18 protein-coding genes are annotated in these 17,917 nt (G+C 68.0%); 12 read left to right on the top strand and 6 right to left on the bottom strand.

Annotated elements, in window-relative coordinates:
• Positions 1 to 114 precede the first annotated feature (114 nt).
• Positions 115 to 558: a RidA family protein gene (locus tag AB4Z01_RS11830; RefSeq protein WP_441693678.1), complete on the top strand. Its 444-nt coding sequence runs from the start codon at positions 115 to 117 to the stop codon at positions 556 to 558.
• A 21-nt stretch (positions 559 to 579) separates the two neighbouring features.
• Here the strand turns inward: AB4Z01_RS11830 and AB4Z01_RS11825 are convergent, their stop codons facing one another.
• Together AB4Z01_RS11825 and AB4Z01_RS11820 are read right to left on the bottom strand one after the other, a co-directional pair.
• Positions 580 to 792 carry a hypothetical protein gene (locus AB4Z01_RS11825; RefSeq protein WP_441693676.1) on the bottom strand — a complete coding sequence of 71 codons (213 nt, stop codon included), beginning with the start codon at positions 790 to 792 and terminating at the stop codon, positions 580 to 582.
• A gap of 319 nt (positions 793 to 1,111) precedes the next feature.
• Entirely contained in the window at positions 1,112 to 1,999 is an 888-nt protein-coding gene (locus tag AB4Z01_RS11820) for an endonuclease/exonuclease/phosphatase family protein (RefSeq protein WP_441693674.1), read from the bottom strand.
• A 330-nt stretch (positions 2,000 to 2,329) separates the two neighbouring features.
• Between AB4Z01_RS11820 and AB4Z01_RS11815 the strand changes: the two genes are divergently transcribed.
• The 3 genes from AB4Z01_RS11815 to AB4Z01_RS11805 all read left to right on the top strand — a co-directional run bounded on the left by AB4Z01_RS11815 (position 2,330) and on the right by AB4Z01_RS11805 (position 4,832).
• On the top strand, positions 2,330 to 2,506 hold the full coding sequence (locus AB4Z01_RS11815) for a hypothetical protein (RefSeq protein ID WP_441693672.1): 177 nt from the start codon (positions 2,330 to 2,332) through the stop codon (positions 2,504 to 2,506).
• A 122-nt stretch (positions 2,507 to 2,628) separates the two neighbouring features.
• On the top strand, positions 2,629 to 3,783 hold the full coding sequence (locus AB4Z01_RS11810; protein ID WP_441693671.1) for a PqqD family peptide modification chaperone: 1,155 nt from the start codon (positions 2,629 to 2,631) through the stop codon (positions 3,781 to 3,783).
• The gene (locus tag AB4Z01_RS11805; RefSeq protein ID WP_441693670.1) at positions 3,780 to 4,832 is read left to right on the top strand and encodes a nucleotidyltransferase family protein; all 1,053 of its coding nucleotides are present in this window, start codon (positions 3,780 to 3,782) and stop codon (positions 4,830 to 4,832) included. The genes AB4Z01_RS11810 and AB4Z01_RS11805 overlap by 4 nt, the downstream gene beginning before the upstream one ends.
• A 96-nt stretch (positions 4,833 to 4,928) precedes the next feature.
• On the opposite strand, the gene AB4Z01_RS11800 is transcribed toward AB4Z01_RS11805, so the two are convergent.
• Positions 4,929 to 6,896, bottom strand: a complete 1,968-nt coding sequence (locus tag AB4Z01_RS11800; protein ID WP_441693668.1) for a transglycosylase domain-containing protein — start codon at positions 6,894 to 6,896, stop codon at positions 4,929 to 4,931.
• A 646-nt stretch (positions 6,897 to 7,542) separates the two neighbouring features.
• Here AB4Z01_RS11800 and AB4Z01_RS11795 point away from each other — a divergent pair.
• On the top strand, positions 7,543 to 8,673 hold the full coding sequence (locus tag AB4Z01_RS11795; protein ID WP_441693666.1) for a type III PLP-dependent enzyme: 1,131 nt from the start codon (positions 7,543 to 7,545) through the stop codon (positions 8,671 to 8,673).
• A 25-nt stretch (positions 8,674 to 8,698) separates the two neighbouring features.
• Positions 8,699 to 9,226 carry a GNAT family N-acetyltransferase gene (locus AB4Z01_RS11790; protein ID WP_441693664.1) on the top strand — a complete coding sequence of 176 codons (528 nt, stop codon included), beginning with the start codon at positions 8,699 to 8,701 and terminating at the stop codon, positions 9,224 to 9,226.
• A gap of 109 nt (positions 9,227 to 9,335) precedes the next feature.
• Here AB4Z01_RS11790 and AB4Z01_RS11785 read toward each other — a convergent pair whose 3' ends face one another.
• Positions 9,336 to 10,160, bottom strand: a complete 825-nt coding sequence (locus AB4Z01_RS11785; RefSeq protein WP_441693662.1) for a TrmH family RNA methyltransferase — start codon at positions 10,158 to 10,160, stop codon at positions 9,336 to 9,338.
• A 24-nt stretch (positions 10,161 to 10,184) separates the two neighbouring features.
• Positions 10,185 to 10,652, bottom strand: coding sequence for a RidA family protein (locus tag AB4Z01_RS11780; protein ID WP_441693660.1), 468 nt, complete (start codon positions 10,650 to 10,652; stop codon positions 10,185 to 10,187).
• A gap of 420 nt (positions 10,653 to 11,072) precedes the next feature.
• On the opposite strand from AB4Z01_RS11780, the gene AB4Z01_RS11775 reads away from it, so the two are divergent.
• The 5 genes from AB4Z01_RS11775 (at position 11,073) to AB4Z01_RS11755 (ending at position 16,346) form a co-directional block, all read left to right on the top strand.
• Positions 11,073 to 12,173: an ABC transporter substrate-binding protein gene (locus AB4Z01_RS11775; RefSeq protein ID WP_441693658.1), complete on the top strand. Its 1,101-nt coding sequence runs from the start codon at positions 11,073 to 11,075 to the stop codon at positions 12,171 to 12,173.
• A 101-nt stretch (positions 12,174 to 12,274) separates the two neighbouring features.
• Positions 12,275 to 13,180, top strand: a complete 906-nt coding sequence (locus AB4Z01_RS11770; RefSeq protein ID WP_441693656.1) for an ABC transporter permease — start codon at positions 12,275 to 12,277, stop codon at positions 13,178 to 13,180.
• A complete protein-coding gene (locus AB4Z01_RS11765) occupies positions 13,177 to 13,968 on the top strand; it encodes an ABC transporter permease (RefSeq protein ID WP_441693654.1) in 792 nt (263 codons plus the stop codon). Before AB4Z01_RS11770 ends, AB4Z01_RS11765 begins: the two co-directional genes overlap by 4 nt.
• Before the next feature lie 32 nt (positions 13,969 to 14,000).
• On the top strand, positions 14,001 to 15,089 hold the full coding sequence (locus tag AB4Z01_RS11760; RefSeq protein WP_441693652.1) for an ABC transporter ATP-binding protein: 1,089 nt from the start codon (positions 14,001 to 14,003) through the stop codon (positions 15,087 to 15,089).
• 159 nt (positions 15,090 to 15,248) lie between these two features.
• Positions 15,249 to 16,346, top strand: coding sequence for an ABC transporter substrate-binding protein (locus AB4Z01_RS11755; protein WP_441693650.1), 1,098 nt, complete (start codon positions 15,249 to 15,251; stop codon positions 16,344 to 16,346).
• On the opposite strand, the gene AB4Z01_RS11750 is transcribed toward AB4Z01_RS11755, so the two are convergent.
• The gene (locus tag AB4Z01_RS11750; RefSeq protein ID WP_441693648.1) at positions 16,343 to 17,254 is read right to left on the bottom strand and encodes a dihydrodipicolinate synthase family protein; all 912 of its coding nucleotides are present in this window, start codon (positions 17,252 to 17,254) and stop codon (positions 16,343 to 16,345) included. The two genes, AB4Z01_RS11755 and AB4Z01_RS11750, sit on opposite strands and share 4 nt — an antisense overlap.
• Positions 17,255 to 17,579: 325 nt before the next feature.
• Here AB4Z01_RS11750 and AB4Z01_RS11745 point away from each other — a divergent pair, with 325 nt between their 5' ends.
• Positions 17,580 to 17,882, top strand: coding sequence for a hypothetical protein (locus AB4Z01_RS11745; protein ID WP_429232007.1), 303 nt, complete (start codon positions 17,580 to 17,582; stop codon positions 17,880 to 17,882).
• Positions 17,883 to 17,917 lie beyond the last annotated feature (35 nt).

Here is a 17,917-nt window from a genome sequence, read left to right as displayed (position 1 = left end):
GGCCGATGGATCGAAGCTCGATCCCGACGGCTTTGAGGGTGCTCGAGGTCCTCACAGCCGAGAGAAATCATGCCACACGCAATCAATCATTTGCTGATCGGAGGGTTCATCATCATGACCATGGCGGTTCCCGCTGCGACCACGGCCGATGCGGCCGATCACACGCTGACCATCGTCAATCCGAAGACCCTCTACGACCCGTCGCCGAACGGCTACAGCACCGCCGTGATCACGCCTCCCGGAGCCCGGGTGGCCTACATCTCCGGACAGGGCGGCCAGGACAGCACGGGAGGCTTGTCGCCGGACTTCGCCGTCCAGGTCAGGCAGGCCTATGCCAATCTGCACACCGCCCTCGATGCGCTCGGCGCCAGGCCGGACCAGGTCGCCAAGCTCACGGTCTTCGTGGTCGATCACGACATGGCCAAGCTCGGGGTGCTGACCCAGGCGGTGAAGGAGATGTTCGGCCCGGCGCTGCCGGCGCAGACCCTGATTCCCGTGCCCAAGCTTGCCGTCGATCCCATGCTGTTCGAGGTCGAAGCCGTGGTCATCCTGCAATAGCGGCGCCGGCCGCGCCCCCCCTCAGCGCCACCCCCAGACCGGCGTCCCCAGCGTCCCCACCCAGCGCATGCTGCTATCGTAGGTGCTGCCGCTCCTCTGTCCTTCCAGGGCATAGCGCAGCGCGTCGATGGCGTGGTTCTCGCGGTCCTCCAGCTCGGCCAGGATCTCTCCGGTCTTCGGGTTGGTGCGATAGCTGTACAGCGTCAGCTCGTCGGCCGGACCTCCACGGCCCACGCGATAACACCCTCCTCCATTCCGGCCTCCACGAAAAAGCCCGCCACGGCAGTGCCGGGCGGGCGCAACTCTTCGACTGTGCCTGAATCATGCCACGCGATGCGGCATCACATCAAAAACAAACAGAGAACTCTTGGTTGCCGCCCACCCTCACCCGTCATGGCGAGCCCCGAAGGGGCGTGGCCATCCAGCGTCTCCGGCGGCGCCGGCGTGCCACGCTAATTCTTCTGTCTCAGCCCGGGGTGCAGTCCATCGGCGATCCAGGCAAAATTGAACTCCGGCCATCAGCGGCTGAGACCCGCTCCATGTGCAGCCCGAATCAACCGTTGCCGACCTCTACGTCGACCACGACGCCGAAATGATCGCTGGCCCAGATGCCATCGGCGGGGTGGTCGAAGGCCAGGGCGGCCGTCTCGATGTGGCAATGCGCCTTCGGGTGCGCGTGCCAGGATCCGACGAACACGTAATCGAATCTCCGGCGATAGTCCGGCTGCCGCACGATCTGATCAATCCCGGACTTGGCGTTCGGATTGTCGGCCGTCCAGGTATGGCCCGGTCCCTTTCCGGCGACGGCCCAGGCGTCATGATATCGAACGCTGCGCCCGCCGATCGACTGGAGGCCGGTCAAAAAGCGGATGCTGGCTGCGTCTGGGGAGGCGTTGAAGTCACCGGCAATAATGGTGGGAAGGGCTTGCCGATGACGGGCGTCGAGATCGGTGAGCGCGACGGCCTGTCGCTCCCGGGCTGCTTCCGCGTCCAGGCGCCACGCGGCGGTGGCCGCGATGAAAAGCAGTTTTCCTTCGCCGGGGATCGGGACCGTCACGGCCAGGGAGCACCAGGGAACATCCAGGGCGTCGGATTGGCGCAGGTCGAGCATCTCGACGACCTGGTGGGGCCATCGGGTTGCGACGGCGCTGCCGCCATAGCGTTCGGCGTACGGCGGAGCAACCGCCGTGAGCCGGGCCTGGTGTGTTCCGTGCAGGCCCGTGCCGTCCAGCAGGACATCGAGCTGGTTGCGTTCCGTGGTCTGGATCACCTCCTGCAGGGCGACCAGGTCTGGGGCAAGCGTGCGCAACTCGCGGTTGATGCGGTCGAGACGACGCGGGTCGCCTTCATCGTTCCAGACGTTGAGCGTGAGAATTCGCAGACGCATGCCAAGCCTAATGAGGCGCGGCCGATCCCGGTTCCGGTGGAGAGGCAGGATCATCGGAATCCTCGCCAATTGGCGCCATTCTGCACCTGCCATCGCAGGCTGCCGCCGGTCACCTTGTCCATCGGCGTGCCGTCGTCGTTGCCGACTCAGACGCCGACCACGTAATCAGCGGTGAAGCTGATGAACCAGGCGTCGCGATAACAGGCCCGATCGTTCCCTTCGATAGTGCCGCCTGCCTGGCCGCTACGCCTTTCAGCGGCGTGTCGGTTCCACCGAAAGCATGAAATGGCTGGCCGACAACTGCTACTGAATGTTCGAATTGTTCACCGGCTGCTTTGTATCTAGCCTCTTGCTTGATTAACAATACGGAGGGGGCTGACGATCATGGCAGAACATCCCGAAACATCTTCACCGATCGATACGACAGGCGATCGACGCGCCTTCCTTGCCAAATGCGGCCGCTTCGCCGTCATTACGCCGCCCGCGGTCACGATGCTCCTGTCGACCAGCCTGTCTTCACAAGCGATCGCGAAATCGGGCGGAAAAAAGAAGCCCAAGTGACGACAACCGCGTCGTGATTGCGGCTGGTCGGGCCACGCCGGACCTCCTCCTGGTCCGACGTGGCCCATCGCCGTGATTCCGGCCTGTCTTTAGGCCGATCCGATCGGGGGGTATCAGCGGACATGGTCGTCGTAAGCGACGCCGCGCCGGCGGATCCTGTCATCGCAGCGGGGATGGCGTTTGCCGTGATGGGCCGGCGGAACCTGCTGTTCAGCGAGGCGCGGCAAGAGATTTTCGAGCTGAATGACACGGCGGCCTATATCTGGTGCCGTCTGGAAGAAGGCGATTCGCCGGCGGTCGTTGCCGGCCGGCTGGTGGATCTCGATATCCCGGCCGAGGCCGCCGAAGGCTATATGCGGGATATGCTGTCCGACTGGCGCCGGCTCGGCCTCATCGTCTGCACCGGCGCATATCCTGCCGCGTCCATGGCGATCGAGCCGGATGATCGGCGACAGTTCCTTCATCTCGCCGGGCTGTCGATTGAGCTGCGGCACGCAAGCGAGGTATTGGCCGAGCTGGCAGCCCCGGCTTTTGCCCATCTGCAAGCTGAAGCCCCGCCCTCGGGCGGCCCGCCCATCGCCCTTTCGCTTTCAACCGAGGCGGAGGGGGACCTGTTTCGATTGTGGTCCTGTGGGCAGGAGATCGGAACCTACGACGCCGATGAAATCGTGCCGGCTCTGAAGGCCCAGCTGACAGAGGATGTCCTCGCTTACGCCGACTATTCGGTTGCGATCCACGCTGCGACGCTGGCGCGTCATGGGCGGATGCTGCTCCTGTGCGGCGAACCGGGCGCGGGCAAGACGACGCTGACGATGGCCCTGGCGCAATGCGGCTTCGCTTTCGCCGGCGACGACATCGCCCTCCTGATGTCGACCGGTCAAGTGGGGGGCGTGCCGTTCGCCGCCTCGGTCAAATCGGGCGCTTGGCCTCTGATATCCGGCATCCGGCCAGATCTCGAACAGCTGAGAATCTTTCGTCGGTGCGACAACCAGCATGTCCGCTATCTGCCGCCCGCAGCCCCGCCGGTGACGGCGCCGTTGCGCCTGGGATGGGTGGTGCTGCTTCGCCGCCAGTCCGATGGGCCGGCGGTGCTGACGCCCGTGGATCGGATCGAGGCGATGCGGGCCCTGCTGGCTGAGGCGACCGCCCCCGGTCAACGGCTTTCCGCACTGGCGTTCGGCCTGCTGGCCGAGGCGATGGCGGGCGCGGGCTGCTTCAGCCTGACCTATGCCGGCCTCGACGATGCGATCGTCGAACTGCAGCGAGCATGCGGATGAGCGGAACGCCTTTGGATGCGCTGATCTCGGCCTTGCGCGGGGCGCCGCCGGCGGACGCGGAGTGGTTCTCGGTGATCGAAGTCGCCAACCGCTGCTGGATGACGCCGGCGCTGTTCGTCGCCCTCGACAGCTGTGGCGGTCTATCGTGCCTGCCCGCCGATGCGCGCGATTATCTCGGGTTCATTCATGATCGCAACCGGCAACGCAACATCCTCCTGCGGGGCCAGTTGCTCGAGGCCGTTGCCGCCCTGAACCGGTCGGGCATTCAGCCGATCCTGCTGAAAGGGGCGGGAATCATCTTCTCCACCGCCGAGCGAGAACTTGGCGCCCGGATGATGAGCGATCTGGATCTGCTGGTCGACGAAGCCGAGAAGCCGGTCGCGATCATCGTCCTCGCTGAGCTGGGCTACCGCGCAGAGGGGCAGCATGGCTTCTTTCGTCCGCAGGATGCAGGAATGCTCGAACTGCATGGCACCGGAACCGTATCCGGTTCGTACGGCTCATCCATCATGGACGCCGCGAATTTCTCGTCCGTCACCTGCGATGCCGCCCGGGCCCGGCTGCCGTCACCGACCCTCCGGGCGCTAAACCTGATCGTGCACGACCAGATCAAGGACGGGGATTATTGGCGCGGCACCACCGATCTGCGCCACCTTCATGATCTGGTCGGACTTGCCAAAAGCCCGCAGGGCGTCGACTGGCTCCATCTTTCCCGCATCCTGTCAGGCCGCTTGCGGCAAAACGCATTCGAGACGCAGTTGCTGACGCTGCGCGAGTTGTTCCGGGTCCCAATTCCCGAAGCCCTGTGCCGGCGCGCCATGCCAAGGATCCAGCACTGGCGGCGGATGGTCCAGATCCGGCACCCGCGTCTGGCCAAGCCGTTGCGAGTCGCAGGTGCCTTGGCTTGGCTCGGCCGGCGAGTCCGGACGAAGGACGGCCCAAAATTCACGGCAGCGAACTTCGCGCCACGCGTGCTGCGCAAGATCAGCCAGGGACGCCGAGAGACGGCAGAGGCCCTGATGGGCATCCATCTCGGCCCCAAGCTGTAGCTGTCCACCGTTTGCGGGAGCGATGAGAAGTTCGCTGCCCACCCGAATGCGGAACACTGCTGGTCGGTGAGGTGTCGTCCGGAACCTCGCGCCCCGTCAGCCGTTCCCCAGGCTGCCCAGCAGGCCTTCGAGGCCGCCCTGGTCGAGCTCCTGCTTCGCCGGCGGCACCGTCGGCGTGGTCGCCGGCGGCGGCACCAGCACCTTCGGCGCGCCTGACGGCGTGACGGTCGGGGCGATCGCGGCCGGGGCTACGGCCCCCGGCCCCGCCGTGGCGACCGCGGCGGGCAGCGAACCGTCGACGCCCAGCAGCGGCCGGGCCGGCTTGCCGCGCTCGGCCTCGACCATGAAATCGTGCCAGATCTTAGCCGGCAGGCTGCCGCCGGTGACCTTGTCCATCGGCGTGCCGTCGTCGTTGCCGACCCAGATGCCGACCACGTAATCGGCGGTGAAGCCGATGAACCAGGCGTCGCGATAGCCCTGGCTGGTGCCGCTCTTGCCGGCCGAGGGCCGGTCGTCCAGCCGGGCGCTGCGGCCGGTGCCGATGGTCATGGTAGCGCCGAGCATCCGGTTGATCGCCTCGACATGCCAGGGCAGCACCGCCTCGCCCGGGCCGCCGCCGAAGCGGCTGTAGAGCGCGGCCTCGCCCGGCGGGCCGATGCGCTCGACGCCATAGGGCCAGACGCCGTTGCCCTGGTTGGCCAGCGCGGCGTAGGCCGCGGTCAGCTCCAGCAGGTTGACCTCGCTGGTGCCCAGCGCCAGCGACAGCTCCGGCCGCAGCGGCGAGGCGATGCCCAGCCGGCGCGCCAGCTCGATGGTCCGGCTTATGCCGGCGCGCTGCAGCATGCGCACCGCGGCGGTGTTGTAGGATTTGGCCAGCGCCTCGCGCGCCGTCACCTCGCCATGGAACTTGCCGTCATAATTGCCTGGCGACCAATTCTTGATCGTGATCGGCGCGTCCAGCACCAGGCTGTCCGGCGTCAGCCCCTGCTCCACCGCCGACAGATAGGCGAACATCTTGAACGAGGAGCCGGGCTGGCGCTGCGCCGTGACCGCGCGGTTGAACTGGCTCTGGCTGTAGCCGCGGCCGCCGACCATGGCGACCACGGCGCCGTCCGGCCGCATCGCCACCAGCGCCGCCTGGCTGGCGCCGACCTTGCCGCCATCTTCCTCCATCCGCGCGTCGACGATGCGTTCGGCGGCGCGCTGCAGCGCCGGCACCAGCGTGGTCTCGACCCGCAGCGCCGGGGCCGCGGTATTGACGAAATCCGGCACCTGGTCGGCGACCCAGTCGGCGAAGTAGCGGCTGCCCGAGCCGCCGCCCGGCCGGCGCGGCGGCACCGGCGGCTGGTCGTCGGCGGCCTGGCGGTCCTTGTCGCTGAGGAAGCCGGCATCGACCATGGCCGACAGCACCACGTCGGCGCGCTGCCGCGCCGCCTCGGGGTTGCGGTCGGGCGCGTAGCGTGACGGCGCCTTCAGGAGACCGGCCAGCATCGCCGACTGCTCCAGGTTCACCTCCGTCGCCGGCACGCCGAAATAGGCCCGGGACGCGGCATCGATGCCGTAGGTGCCGGAGCCGAAATAGACCCGGTTGAGATAGGCGGTGAGGATCTGGTCCTTGGAGAAGTTCATCTCCAGCCAGACCGCCAGGATCGCCTCCTGGATCTTGCGGCGGACCGTGCGCTCCGGCGTCAGGAACAGGTTCTTGGCGGCCTGCTGGGTGATGGTGGAGCCGCCCTGCACCGCCCGGCCGGCCTGGTAGTTCACCCACAGCGCCCGGGCCACGCCGATCGGATCGATGCCGTAATGGTGGTAGTAGCGGCGATCCTCGATCGCCAGCACCGCCTCGGTCAGGTGCTTCGGCAGGGCCGAGGCCTGGACCATGTCGCCGGTCATGTCGCCGTAGCGGGCGATCTGGCCGCCATCATCGGCGACCACGGTGATCGCCGTGCGCCGCTCCGGCATCGCCACCTGGCGGATGTCGGGCAGGTCGTAGGCGAAATAGGCGACGACCACGCCGAGCGCGATCACACCCCAGATCGACAGCACCGCGCCCCACTTCGCCACGCCCCACAGCCAGTGCCGGCGGCCGGAGGACTTGCGGGGCTTTTGAGTCGGTTTGGGCGTGGATTTGGGGCGGCGCGGCGGGGACTTGCCGGCGGACGTGCTCGTCCGGGAGCGGCCACCAGTGGCACGCAAGGCTGGCTTGCCGGAAGAGCGGGTCGTCATAATGGTGACTTTATCTAGCGAGAATCCCGCAATATCAAGCCGGAATGCGGCGGAATTCAGGAATTGGCTGAGCCTGTGGCGCCACGGTGACGGGGTATTTTTTCCAACAATAAAATTTCACTTGCATCAGGGGGGCGCCGACCGTATCTCACCCCTCGGAACGTATTCGCACGTGCCCCGGCCCGCCCCGTTCGACAAGGTTCGAACCTGGTGGGCACAGCAACGACGTCACGCGTCTCCTCGGTCTGTCCGGCTTCGGCCGGCTGGGTTGAAGAGAAGTTTTTCGGTTGCAGGTGCGGAGAGGGTTCCTCTTCCGTGATTGTCTGGACGGTATCTCCGGGTGGCGCTGATGGCGTCGCTCCGTGATCCCGTCTCTGCAATCCCGGATCCGCATGTGCCGCCGGGTTTCGTCGCCGGTGAGCAGAGGCGGGCGCCTCAGGCAACGGTTTGGTTTGAACTGGCTTGCCGTGAGGGATCAGTCCCCATGAACACCAAGATTGCCTCCTTCCTGGAAGAGCGACGTCCCGAGACTCCGTGTCTCGTGCTGGACCTCGACGTCGTGGCCGGCAACTACCAGGCCCTGGCCGCCGCCATGCCCGACAGCCGCATCTTCTATGCGGTGAAGGCCAACCCGGCGCCGGAGATCCTGTCGCTCCTGGCCGCGCTGGGCTCGTGCTTCGACACCGCCAGCGTCGTCGAAATCCGCGACGCGCTGGCCGCCGGCGCCACCCCGGACCGCGTCTCCTTCGGCAACACCATCAAGAAGCGGGTCGACATCGCCACCGCCTATGCGCTGGGCGTGCGCCTGTTCGCCTTCGACAGCGAGGCGGAGCTGCGCAAGATCGCCGAGGTCGCGCCGGGCGCCCGCGTGTTCTGCCGCATCCTGACCTCGGGCGAGGGCGCCGAATGGCCGCTGTCGCGCAAGTTCGGCTGCGAGCCGGGCATGGCGCGCGAGCTGCTGGCGATGGCGCCGGGCCTGGGCCTCGATGCCTATGGCGTGTCGTTCCATGTCGGGTCGCAGCAGCGCAACACCGGCGCCTGGGACCAGGCGCTGGAGTCGGCCGCGGGCATCTTCCGCGACCTGGCGGCCAAGGGCATCGAGCTGAAGATGGTCAATCTCGGCGGCGGCTTCCCGACCAAGTACCTCAAGGAAGTGCCGACGGCCGAGGCCTATGGCCGCGCCATCGACAGCAGCCTGCGCCAGCATTTCGGCAACCGCCTGCCCGAGACCATCATCGAGCCGGGCCGCGGCATGGTCGGCAATGCCGGCGTGATCCAGACCGAGGTGGTGCTGATCTCGAACAAGTCGGCGAACGACAACACCCGCTGGGTCTATCTCGACATCGGCAAGTTCGGCGGCCTGGCCGAGACGATGGACGAGGCGATCCGGTACCCGATCAGCACGATCCATGACGGCGATGCGTCCGAGCCGGCGATCCTGGCCGGGCCGACCTGCGACAGCGCCGACGTGCTGTACGAGAAGACGCCCTACCCGATGCCGGTTTCGCTCGCGATCGGCGACAAGGTGCTGATCCACGGCACCGGCGCCTACACGACGACCTATTCGGCGGTCGCCTTCAACGGCTTCGCCCCCCTCAAGGCCTATTACATCTGAACCTCATACCGGTGGGGATCGGGTCATGGACATCATGCGGGAGCGGCCGCGCCACGCGGCCGCCATCGAGGATCTTGTCGTCGACTGCTTCGGTGAGGGGCGCTTCGGCAAGACCGTCTACCGGCTGCGCGACGGGGTGCGGCCGAACAACGAGCTGGGCCTGGTCGCGCTCGAGGACGGCGAGCTGGTCGGCACGCTGCGCTTCTGGCCGATCCATGTCGACGGCATCGGCGAGACCATCCTGCTCGGCCCGCTCGCGGTTGCCGAGGGGCTGCGCTCGAGCGGCATCGGCTCGCGGCTGATGCGGGCCGGGCTGTCGCGCGCGGCCGCCTTCGGCTACCGCAGCGTGATCCTGGTCGGCGACGAGCCGTACTATCGCCGCTTCGGCTTCCGCCGCGACCTGACCCTCGGCCTGATGCTGCCGGGCCCGGTCGACTACGACCGCCTGCTCGGCCTCGAGCTGGTGCCCGGCGCCCTGGCCAATGCCCGCGGCATGATCGGCCGCGCCGACGGCCTGCCGGTGCGCTACGAGATGTCGGAAGCGGTCGCTTGAGCTACGGGCCATCCCTAGAATCCTCCCCCTCCCCTTGCGGGWGGGGGTAGGGGGAGGGGTATCGGCGCCGCTCGACTGATATCAAAAGCCTGGCGGGATCCGCAGCAGCTTAGACAAGCCGCGCCGGCTCTCTTCGATCGATACCCCCTCCCCCTACCCCCCCCTTGCGGGAGGGGGGGATCGCCTGGCCGTGCGCCGCATAATGCCCGTACAGCGCCAGGCTGGCGGCGACGGTGGCGTTGAGCGATTCGACCGCGCCGGTGGTCGGGATCGCCAGCCGACGCAGGTCCAGCCCCGGCGGCAGGCCCAGCCCCTCCTCGCCCAGCACCAGGCGCAGGTCGCGCGGCCAGGCGAAGCCCGACAAGTCCTCGCCCTGCCCGTCCAGCGCCAGCAGCGGCCCCGCCGCCTGGGCCAGGCCGGCCCAGGCCGGGCCGCGGCGCAGCTCCAGCGCGAATTGCGCGTTCGACGCCGCCCGCAGGCATTTCGGGTGGAACGGATGCGCCGCGTCGGCCAGCAGGATGACGCGGGACACGGCGAAGGCGGCCGCGCTGCGCAGCAGGGCGCCGAGATTGCTCGGGTCGCCGAGGGCGCAGACCAGTTCCAGCCCCTCGGGCGGCCGCGCCAGGTCGATCGCCGCCATCTCCGGCACCACCCCGACCAGGATCGGCAGGCCGGTGCCGGCGACGTCGAGGCGGTCGAACAGGGCTCGGCCGAGGCGGATCCGCTCCAGCCCGGGCGGCGCGGATAGATCCTCGGCCCCAGGCGGCAACAGCAGCGATTCGAAGCGGTCGGGGTGCTGCGCCAGCGCCTCGCGCACCGTCTTGCGCCCGGCCAGCAGGAAGCGGCGATGCTTGCGCAGCCCGCGGCTCTCCAGCAGCGCCGACCACAGCTTGGCGCGCGGATTGTCCAGGCTCTCGATGCTGCGCTCGCCCATCGCCCCTCCCGCCGGACGAGGCGCCTACCTGATCTCGAAGATCGCCTCGACCTCGACGGCGCAGCCGAGCGGCAGCTGGGCGACGCCGACCGCGGCGCGGGCGTGCTTGCCGGCGTCGCCGAAGGCCTCGGCCATCAGGTCGGAGGCGCCGTTGACCACCTTCGGCTGGTCGGTGAAGTCCGGCGTCGAATTGACGAAGCCGCCCAGCTTCACCACCCGGACGATGCGGTCGAGGTCGCCGCCCAGCCCCGCCTTGGCCGCCGCCAGGATGTTGATGGCGCAGATCCGGGCGCAGGCATAGCCGTCCTCGACCGTGAACTCGGCGCCGAGCTTGCCGGTGTGGCTGATCTTGCCATCGACGAACGGCACCTGGCCGGAGATGTAGAGCATGCTGCCCGAGATCACGGAGGGCACGTAGTTCGCCGCCGGCGCCGCGACGTTCGGAAGGGTGACGCCCTTCTCCTGCAGCCGCGCCTCGATGCTTCCTGCCATGGATCGGTTCCCGTTCACTCTGGTGACTCGAAGGCCGCACCATAGCCAGCGCCGCTCGCACGCGAAAGCCCGGCCCCGACCCGCTCCGGCCGAAGCGCGACGGATCATGCCGCAGCCGGAACAGATAAAGGCTTCGCAGTGGGCCACTATTGCGCCAAGGTCGGAAACAGGCCCGTGCAGGGAGTCGTTGACGGCGTCATGGTTTCATGACGTTATTATTACAGTCAGGCTACAATAGTGTGGCAGCCGCCATGTCATGGTCGGGCTATCGATCTGTATTCACCTTGACAAGAATTGCGCCACGCAACACAGTCCCGCCGCATCCGCGCCGAAGCCCGGATTTGACCGAGCGCTCGACTTCGGATTCAGGGATTTTGTTAAAATCCGCCAAACAAGCAGATGAACATCGGGGGTTGTGACATGAAGGCGTCGTGGACATCCGTGCTGTCGATCTCGGCCCTGGCGCTCGCCGCCTCCGCCGCCACCGCGAGGGCCGAGCCGTCGGCCGAGCTGATCGCCGCGGCCAAGGCCGAGGGCGAGCTGACCACCATCGCCCTGCCCCATGACTGGTGCGGCTACGGCGGCGTCATCGACAGCTTCAAGGCGAAGTACGGCCTCAAGGTCAACGAGCTGAACCCCGACGCCGGCTCCGGCGACGAGGTCGAAGCGATCAAGGCCAATAAAGGAAATAAAGGGCCCCAGGCCCCGGATGTCATCGATGTTGGCCTGTCCTTCGGCCCGTCGGCCAAGGCCGAGGGCTTGCTGGCCCCTTACAAGGTGTCGACCTGGGATTCGATCCCGGCCAGCGCCAAGGACCCGGAGGGCCACTGGTACGGCGACTATTACGGCGTGCTGGCCTTCGAGGTGAACAAGGACATCGTTACCAAGATCCCGGCCGACTGGAAGGACCTGCTGGCCTCCGATTACGCCAACTCCGTCGCCCTCGCCGGCGACCCGCGCACCTCGAACCAGGCGATCCTGGCCGTCCTGGCCGCCGGCCTGTCGACCGAGAAGGACGCCGCCAAGGCCGCCGAGGCCGGGCTGAAGTTCTTCGGCGAGCTGAACAAGGCCGGCAACTTCGTGCCGACCATCGGCAAGGCCGCCTCGGTGGCCCAGGGCGCGACCCCGATCGTGATCCGCTGGGACTACAACGCGCTCGGCGACCGCGACACGCTGAAGGGCAACCCGGAGATCGAGGTGGTGGTGCCGAAGACCGGCGTCGTCGCCGGCGTCTATGTCCAGGCAATCAGCGCCTTCGCGCCGCATCCGAACGCCGCCAAGCTGTGGATGGAGCACCTGTATTCGGATGAGGGCCAGATCGGCTACCTGAAGGGCTACTGCCACCCGATCCGGTTCCAGAACCTGGCCGACACCAAGAAGATCCCCGAGGACCTGCTGAAGGCGCTGCCGCCGGCGGCGGCCTATGCCACGGCGGTGTTCCCGAGCCTCGAGGACCAGAACAAGGCCAAGGAGATCATCACCAAGCAGTGGGACTCCGTGGTCGGCGCCAACGTCAAGTAAGCCGCTTGAGGCCGCGCCGTCCCCTGCCCTACGCTGGGGCCGGGGGATGGCGCGGCCTTTCGCGTTCTCGCCCCCCGGCAGGTTCCCGTCAGCAGGCGCCGATGACCCAGGCCTCGATCGCAGCTCCCCTCGCCGCGCCGGCCAAGCCCGGCAAGCTCTCCTGGGCCTGGCTCGGGGTGGCGCCCTTCTTCCTGTTCGCCCTTCTATTCCTGGTGCTGCCGACCGTCACTCTGCTGGTCGGCAGCTTCCAGACGCCGGACGGGTCGTTCACCCTCAAGAACATCGGCGACCTGTTCCAGCAGTCGATCGTCGACGCCTATTGGATCTCGATCCGGGTCAGCCTCGCCTCCGCCCTGCTCGGCGCCCTGATCGGCTTCTTCCTGGCCTATGCCGTGGTGATGGGCGGGCTGCCGGGCTGGATCCGGCCGACGCTGATGACCTTCTGCGGCGTCGCCTCGAACTTCGCCGGCGTGCCGCTGGCCTTCGCCTTCATCTCCACCCTCGGGCGGCTCGGCCTGGTGACGATCCTGTTCGACACCTTCGTCAGCCCCGTGCTGGGCTTCCGGCTGTACCAGACCGGCTTCAACCTGCTGAGCTTCTGGGGCCTGACGCTGACCTATCTGTACTTCCAGATCCCGCTGATGGTGCTGATCCTGGCGCCGGCGCTGGACGGGCTGAAGCGGGAATGGCGCGAAGCCTCTTCCATCCTCGGCGCCTCGACCTCGCAGTACTGGCGCATGGTGGCGCTGCCGATCCTGTGGCCCAGCATCGTCGGCACCACGCTGCTGCTGTTCGCCAACGCCTTCGGCGCCATCGCCACCGCCTATGCGCTGACCGGCAGCTCGCTGAACATCGTGCCGATCCTGCTCTACGCGCAGATCCGCGGCGACGTGCTGCACAACCCCAATCTCGGCTACGCCCTGGCGCTCGGCATGATCCTGATCACCGGCCTGTCCAACGGCCTCTACATGATCCTCCGCGCCCGCAGCGAGCGGTGGCTGCGATGAAGCAGAACCGCATCGGCGCCTGGATCGCCCTGATCATCGGCGCGCTGTATTTCATCGTGCCGCTGATCGGCACGCTGGAGTTCTCGCTGCGCATGCGACGCGGCGAATACAGCCTCGACGCCTACCGCATCGTCCTGGCCGACCCCGGCTTCCAGGCCAGCTTCCTTTATTCCTGCGTGCTGGCGCTGGCGACCATCGTGGTCGGCGTGCTGCTGGTGGTGCCGACCGCCTATTGGGTGCGGCTGCGCCTGCCGCGGCTGCGCCCGGTGATCGAGTTCATCACCCTGCTGCCGCTGGTGATCCCGGCGATCGTGCTGGTGTTCGGCTATGTCCAGCTGTTCAACACCTCCTCAATCCTGCCGCTCTTGGGCAGCGAGCGCGGCACCGACCTGCTGCTGACCTTCGGCTATGTCACCCTGGCGCTGCCCTACATGTACCGGGCGGTCGACACCGGGCTGCAGGCGATCGACGTGCGCACCCTGACCGAGGCGGCCGAATGCCTGGGCGCCGGCCGGTCCCGGATCCTGTTCCGGGTGATCCTGCCGAATGTCCGCTCGGCGGTGCTGAGCGGCGCCTTCCTGACCTTCGCCATCGTCATCGGCGAGTTCACCTTCGCCAGCCTGCTGAACCGGCCGGCCTTCGGCCCCTACCTGCAGCTGGTCGGCGCCAACCGCGCCTATGAGCCGGCGGCGCTGGCGATCATCGCCTTCGTCGTCACCTGGGCCTGCATGGGCCTGCTGCAGATCTTCGGCCGCGGCCGCCGCGGCTCCTCGGCGGCCACACGATGAACCATTCAATTGCGCCGCAGCCAGGTGAAGTGATGGACACGGACTTCCTCGAGATCAGCGGCCTGCGCAAGAGCTATGGCCAGAACACCGTGGTCCATAATTTCGACCTGGCGGTGAAGCGCGGCGAGTTCATCTCCTTCCTCGGCCCCTCCGGCTGCGGCAAGACCACGACCTTGCGCATGGTGGCAGGCTTCGAGATCCCGACCGGCGGGTCGATCCGGGTCGACGGCCGCGACGTCACCCGCCTGAGGCCCAACCAGCGCAATGTCGGCATGGTGTTCCAGGCCTATGCGCTGTTCCCGAACATGACGGTGGCGGACAACGTCGCCTTCGGCCTGAAGGTCCTGAAGAAGCCGGCCGCGGAGATCGCCCAGCGGGTCAAGGAGATGCTGGAGCTGATCAAGCTGCCGCACCTCGCCGACCGCTACCCCTACCAGCTGTCCGGCGGGCAGCAGCAGCGCGTCGCCCTGGCCCGGGCGCTGGCGAACAAGCCGCAGGTGCTGCTGCTGGACGAGCCGCTGTCGGCGCTGGACGCCAAGATCCGGGTCTCGCTGCGCGGCGAGATCAAGGCGCTGCAGCGCGAGCTGGGCATCACCACCATCTTCGTCACGCACGACCAGGAAGAAGCCCTGTCGATGTCGGACCGGATCGTGGTGATGAACGAGGGCTATGCCGAGCAGGTCGGCACGCCGTTCGAGGTCTACAACTATCCGCGTACCCGCTTCGTCGCCTCCTTCGTCGGCACGCTGAACACCCTGCGCGCCCAGGTGGTCGACGCCGCGAGCGGCCGGATCCGGATCGACGGCCAGGACATTGTCGCCGCCCGCGGCGTCGCCGGCGGCAAGGACGGCGAGATCCGCTCGGTCGCGCTGCGGCCGGAGGCGATCGCCCTGGCCGGGTCGACCGAGGATCGCGGCGACGACCGCAACCGCATGCAGGGCACGATCGAGGATGTGAACTTCCTCGGCGCGGTGGTGCGGGTCCGCGTCCGCTTCCAGGAGAGCGCGGTGTCGCTCGACACCTTCAACAGCCCAAGCCTGGCCCCGCCCGAGCGCGGCCAGCCGGTCACCGTCACCTTCGGCCGGGACGATGTGCTGGTGCTGGAAGGCGAGCCGGGCTGAGGCCCCCGACGTTAGGCGTAGGTTGGGTTGGCGGCGTGGAGTTCGATTTATAATGTCATCGCCGGGCTTGACCCGGCGATCCAGGGCCACCCAGAGCGGCATCGACATCTCTGGATGCCCGGGTCCAGCCCGGGCATGACAGGGAGAGGAAGCCGACGCATGACTCCTGGAGCGGAGCGGACCGACGAGTCGGCCATCCGGATCGGCGCCCTGGTGCCGCTGACCCGGCCCGGCTGGGTCGAGGCGGGCCGGCACCTGCTCGCCGGGTTCGGGCTGGCCGTTCGCGACGTCAATGAGTCCGGCGGGATCGGCGGAAAACCGCTCGAGCTGGTGGTCCGCGACACCGCGGCCGATTCCCAGAGGGCCGCGGCGGCCGTGGATGAGCTGGATCGCCTGGGCGTGGCGGCCCTGGCGGGGGAGTATCACAGCGTCGTCGCCCGCGCCGCCGCGGCCCGGGCCGACGCCCTCGGCCTGCCATTCCTCTGCTCGTCGGCGGTTCTCGACGCGTTGACCGGGCAGCCGACGGACTGGGTCGCGCGCCTCGCCCCGGCACAGTCCCATGGCTGGCGAATCTATGCGGACTTCCTTCTCGGCGCGGGCCACAGCCGGATCGCCGTCGCGGCCCAGCCGAGCGTCTACTGGGCCTCCGGCACCCGCATCCTGCGGGACCACCTCGTGCCACGCGGCGGCACCGTCATCGAGCTCGACATGGGCGCGCTCGCCCCCGAGGCAGTGAACGACGCGCTCGTCGACAACCGCGCGACCGCCCTGCTTCTCCTGGTCGGCCACCCGGAGCCGGTGGCGTCGATCGTCAAATCCGTCCGCCGCGACCCGCGCCTCGCCGGGCTCCTGATCGGGGCTCCGGCCGGGCAGCCGGAATTCGCCGAATGGGCGGCGCTGCTGGGCGAGGACGGCGCCGGAATCCCGTTCCTGCGCTACCGGCCCGAGCGCCTGGGCCCACTTGGCGCCCGGGTCGAGACAACCCTGCGGGAGCGGCTGGCCGCAGCGCCCTCCTTCGTCGCCTTCGAGGGCTACGACACGATCGCCGTCCTCGCCGATGCGCTGCGCTCGTCTGGCGCGGACCGGGCGCGCATCGCTGGATCCTGGCCCCGCATCGCCGTCGACGGCACCCGCGGGCCGATCCGGTTCACCCGCACGCCAGGCATCGGCGTCTGGCAATGGGCCTGGCCGCCGGTCCAGGTCGTCGATCGGGATCCGGCAGACCCCGATCGCCTCCGGCTCCTCCGCGCCGGCTAGACCCCGTACTTCGCCAGGTCCGGGCGCTTGGCCAGGGCGGTGCGGACGATGGTTTCGACCCGGTCGCGCTCGGCCCCCTGCAGTTCCAGCCGCGGCTGGCGCACCACGGTCGAGGTGCCGCGCACGATCGCCTCGGCCAACTTGACGTTCTGGACGAAGCGCAGCGACACGTCGAGGTGCAGCAGCGGCATGAACCAGCGGTAGATCTCGAGCGCCTCGGGGATCCGGCCGGCCGCGACCAGCTTGTGGATTGCCACCGTCTCGCGCGGGAAGGCGCAGACCAGGCCGGCGACCCAGCCGACCGCGCCCAGCATCAGGCTTTCCAGCGCCAGGTCGTCGACGCCGGTGAAGATGTCGTAGCGGTTGCCGACCGTATTCAGGATATCGGTGATGCGGCGGACGTCGCCCGAGGATTCCTTGATCGCGACGAAGTTCTTCTCGTCCGCCATCTCGGCGAACATCTCCGGCGTGACGTCGACCGAATAGGCGATCGGGTTGTTGTAGACCATGATCGGCAGGCCGGACGAGCGCGCCACGGTGCGGAAATGCTGGATCGTCTCGCGCCGGTCGGAGACGTAGCGCATCGCCGGCAGCAGCATCAGCCCGTCCATCCCGGCGGCCGCGGCCCGTTCCGCCAGCGCCGCCGCGGCCCGGGTCGAATCCTCGGCCACGGTCAGCAGCACCGGGCGGCCGCCCGCCGTTTCCTTGACCGCGCCGGCGATCGCCATCTTCTCGTCGGCGGTCAGGGTGCTGGCCTCGCCGATCGAGCCGCAGCAGATGATGCCGTCGACCCCGGCCTCGATCTGGAACGCGACATCCGCGCGCACCCCGGCCAGGTCGACCTCCTGCCGCGCATCCATCTTGGTGGTGATCGCCGTGTAGACCCCGGTCCAGCGCTGCCCCGCCATCGCTCTGCATCCCTTGTGTTTCCGCCGCCGATCCGCTTGCGGCCGACCCAGAATACCAATTGTATTTAATTTGTCGACAAACTTCGAAAAGGTGGCCGAGCCCCTCGCCGACTGCATTGCACCGCAGCATTTCCTGCAGATCTATGTTGCACCGCAATATCGTATGATTATTCTCATCAAGGTGCAGAGAGACGAGGCGACGCCCGATGGGCGGCTTGGTCCCGCCCTCTTTGGACCACATTTTACGGGCATTTGACCGGCCTTCCGACACGAGGCCGTGATCGAATGATCCGACCCAACAGGTGAAGGTTTACGGGAGCGATCCATGCCTGCCGTCAAGAATGTCCGCTACGTCACCAAGCGCGAACTGCCGACGATGGAAGACGCGCTGTATGCCGCCGAAGGGCTGACCGCCGACTTCGAGGAGCGGCTGCAGATCGCCGCCGAGCTGAGCGGCCAGTCGCTGGACGACGTGCGCGCCGCGGCCGACGCCCAGGCGGCGGAGATGGCGAAGAAGTCGACCCTGCGCATCACCTCGACCATCCGGTCGAACACCGGCAGCGCCGTGGTGGTGGAGCGCCGCCGCACCCGCAGCGTGGCGATGCCGCGCTCGCTGACCCTGGCCTGATCCGCCATATCGGGAGGCCGGGCCCTTCCGGGCCG

This window comes from Inquilinus sp. YAF38 (assembly GCF_052113205.1).
Taxonomy (GTDB): Bacteria; Pseudomonadota; Alphaproteobacteria; order DSM-16000; family Inquilinaceae; genus Inquilinus.
Note: the sequence above shows the minus strand (reverse complement) of the source record. Positions and strands in the feature narration are given on the sequence as shown.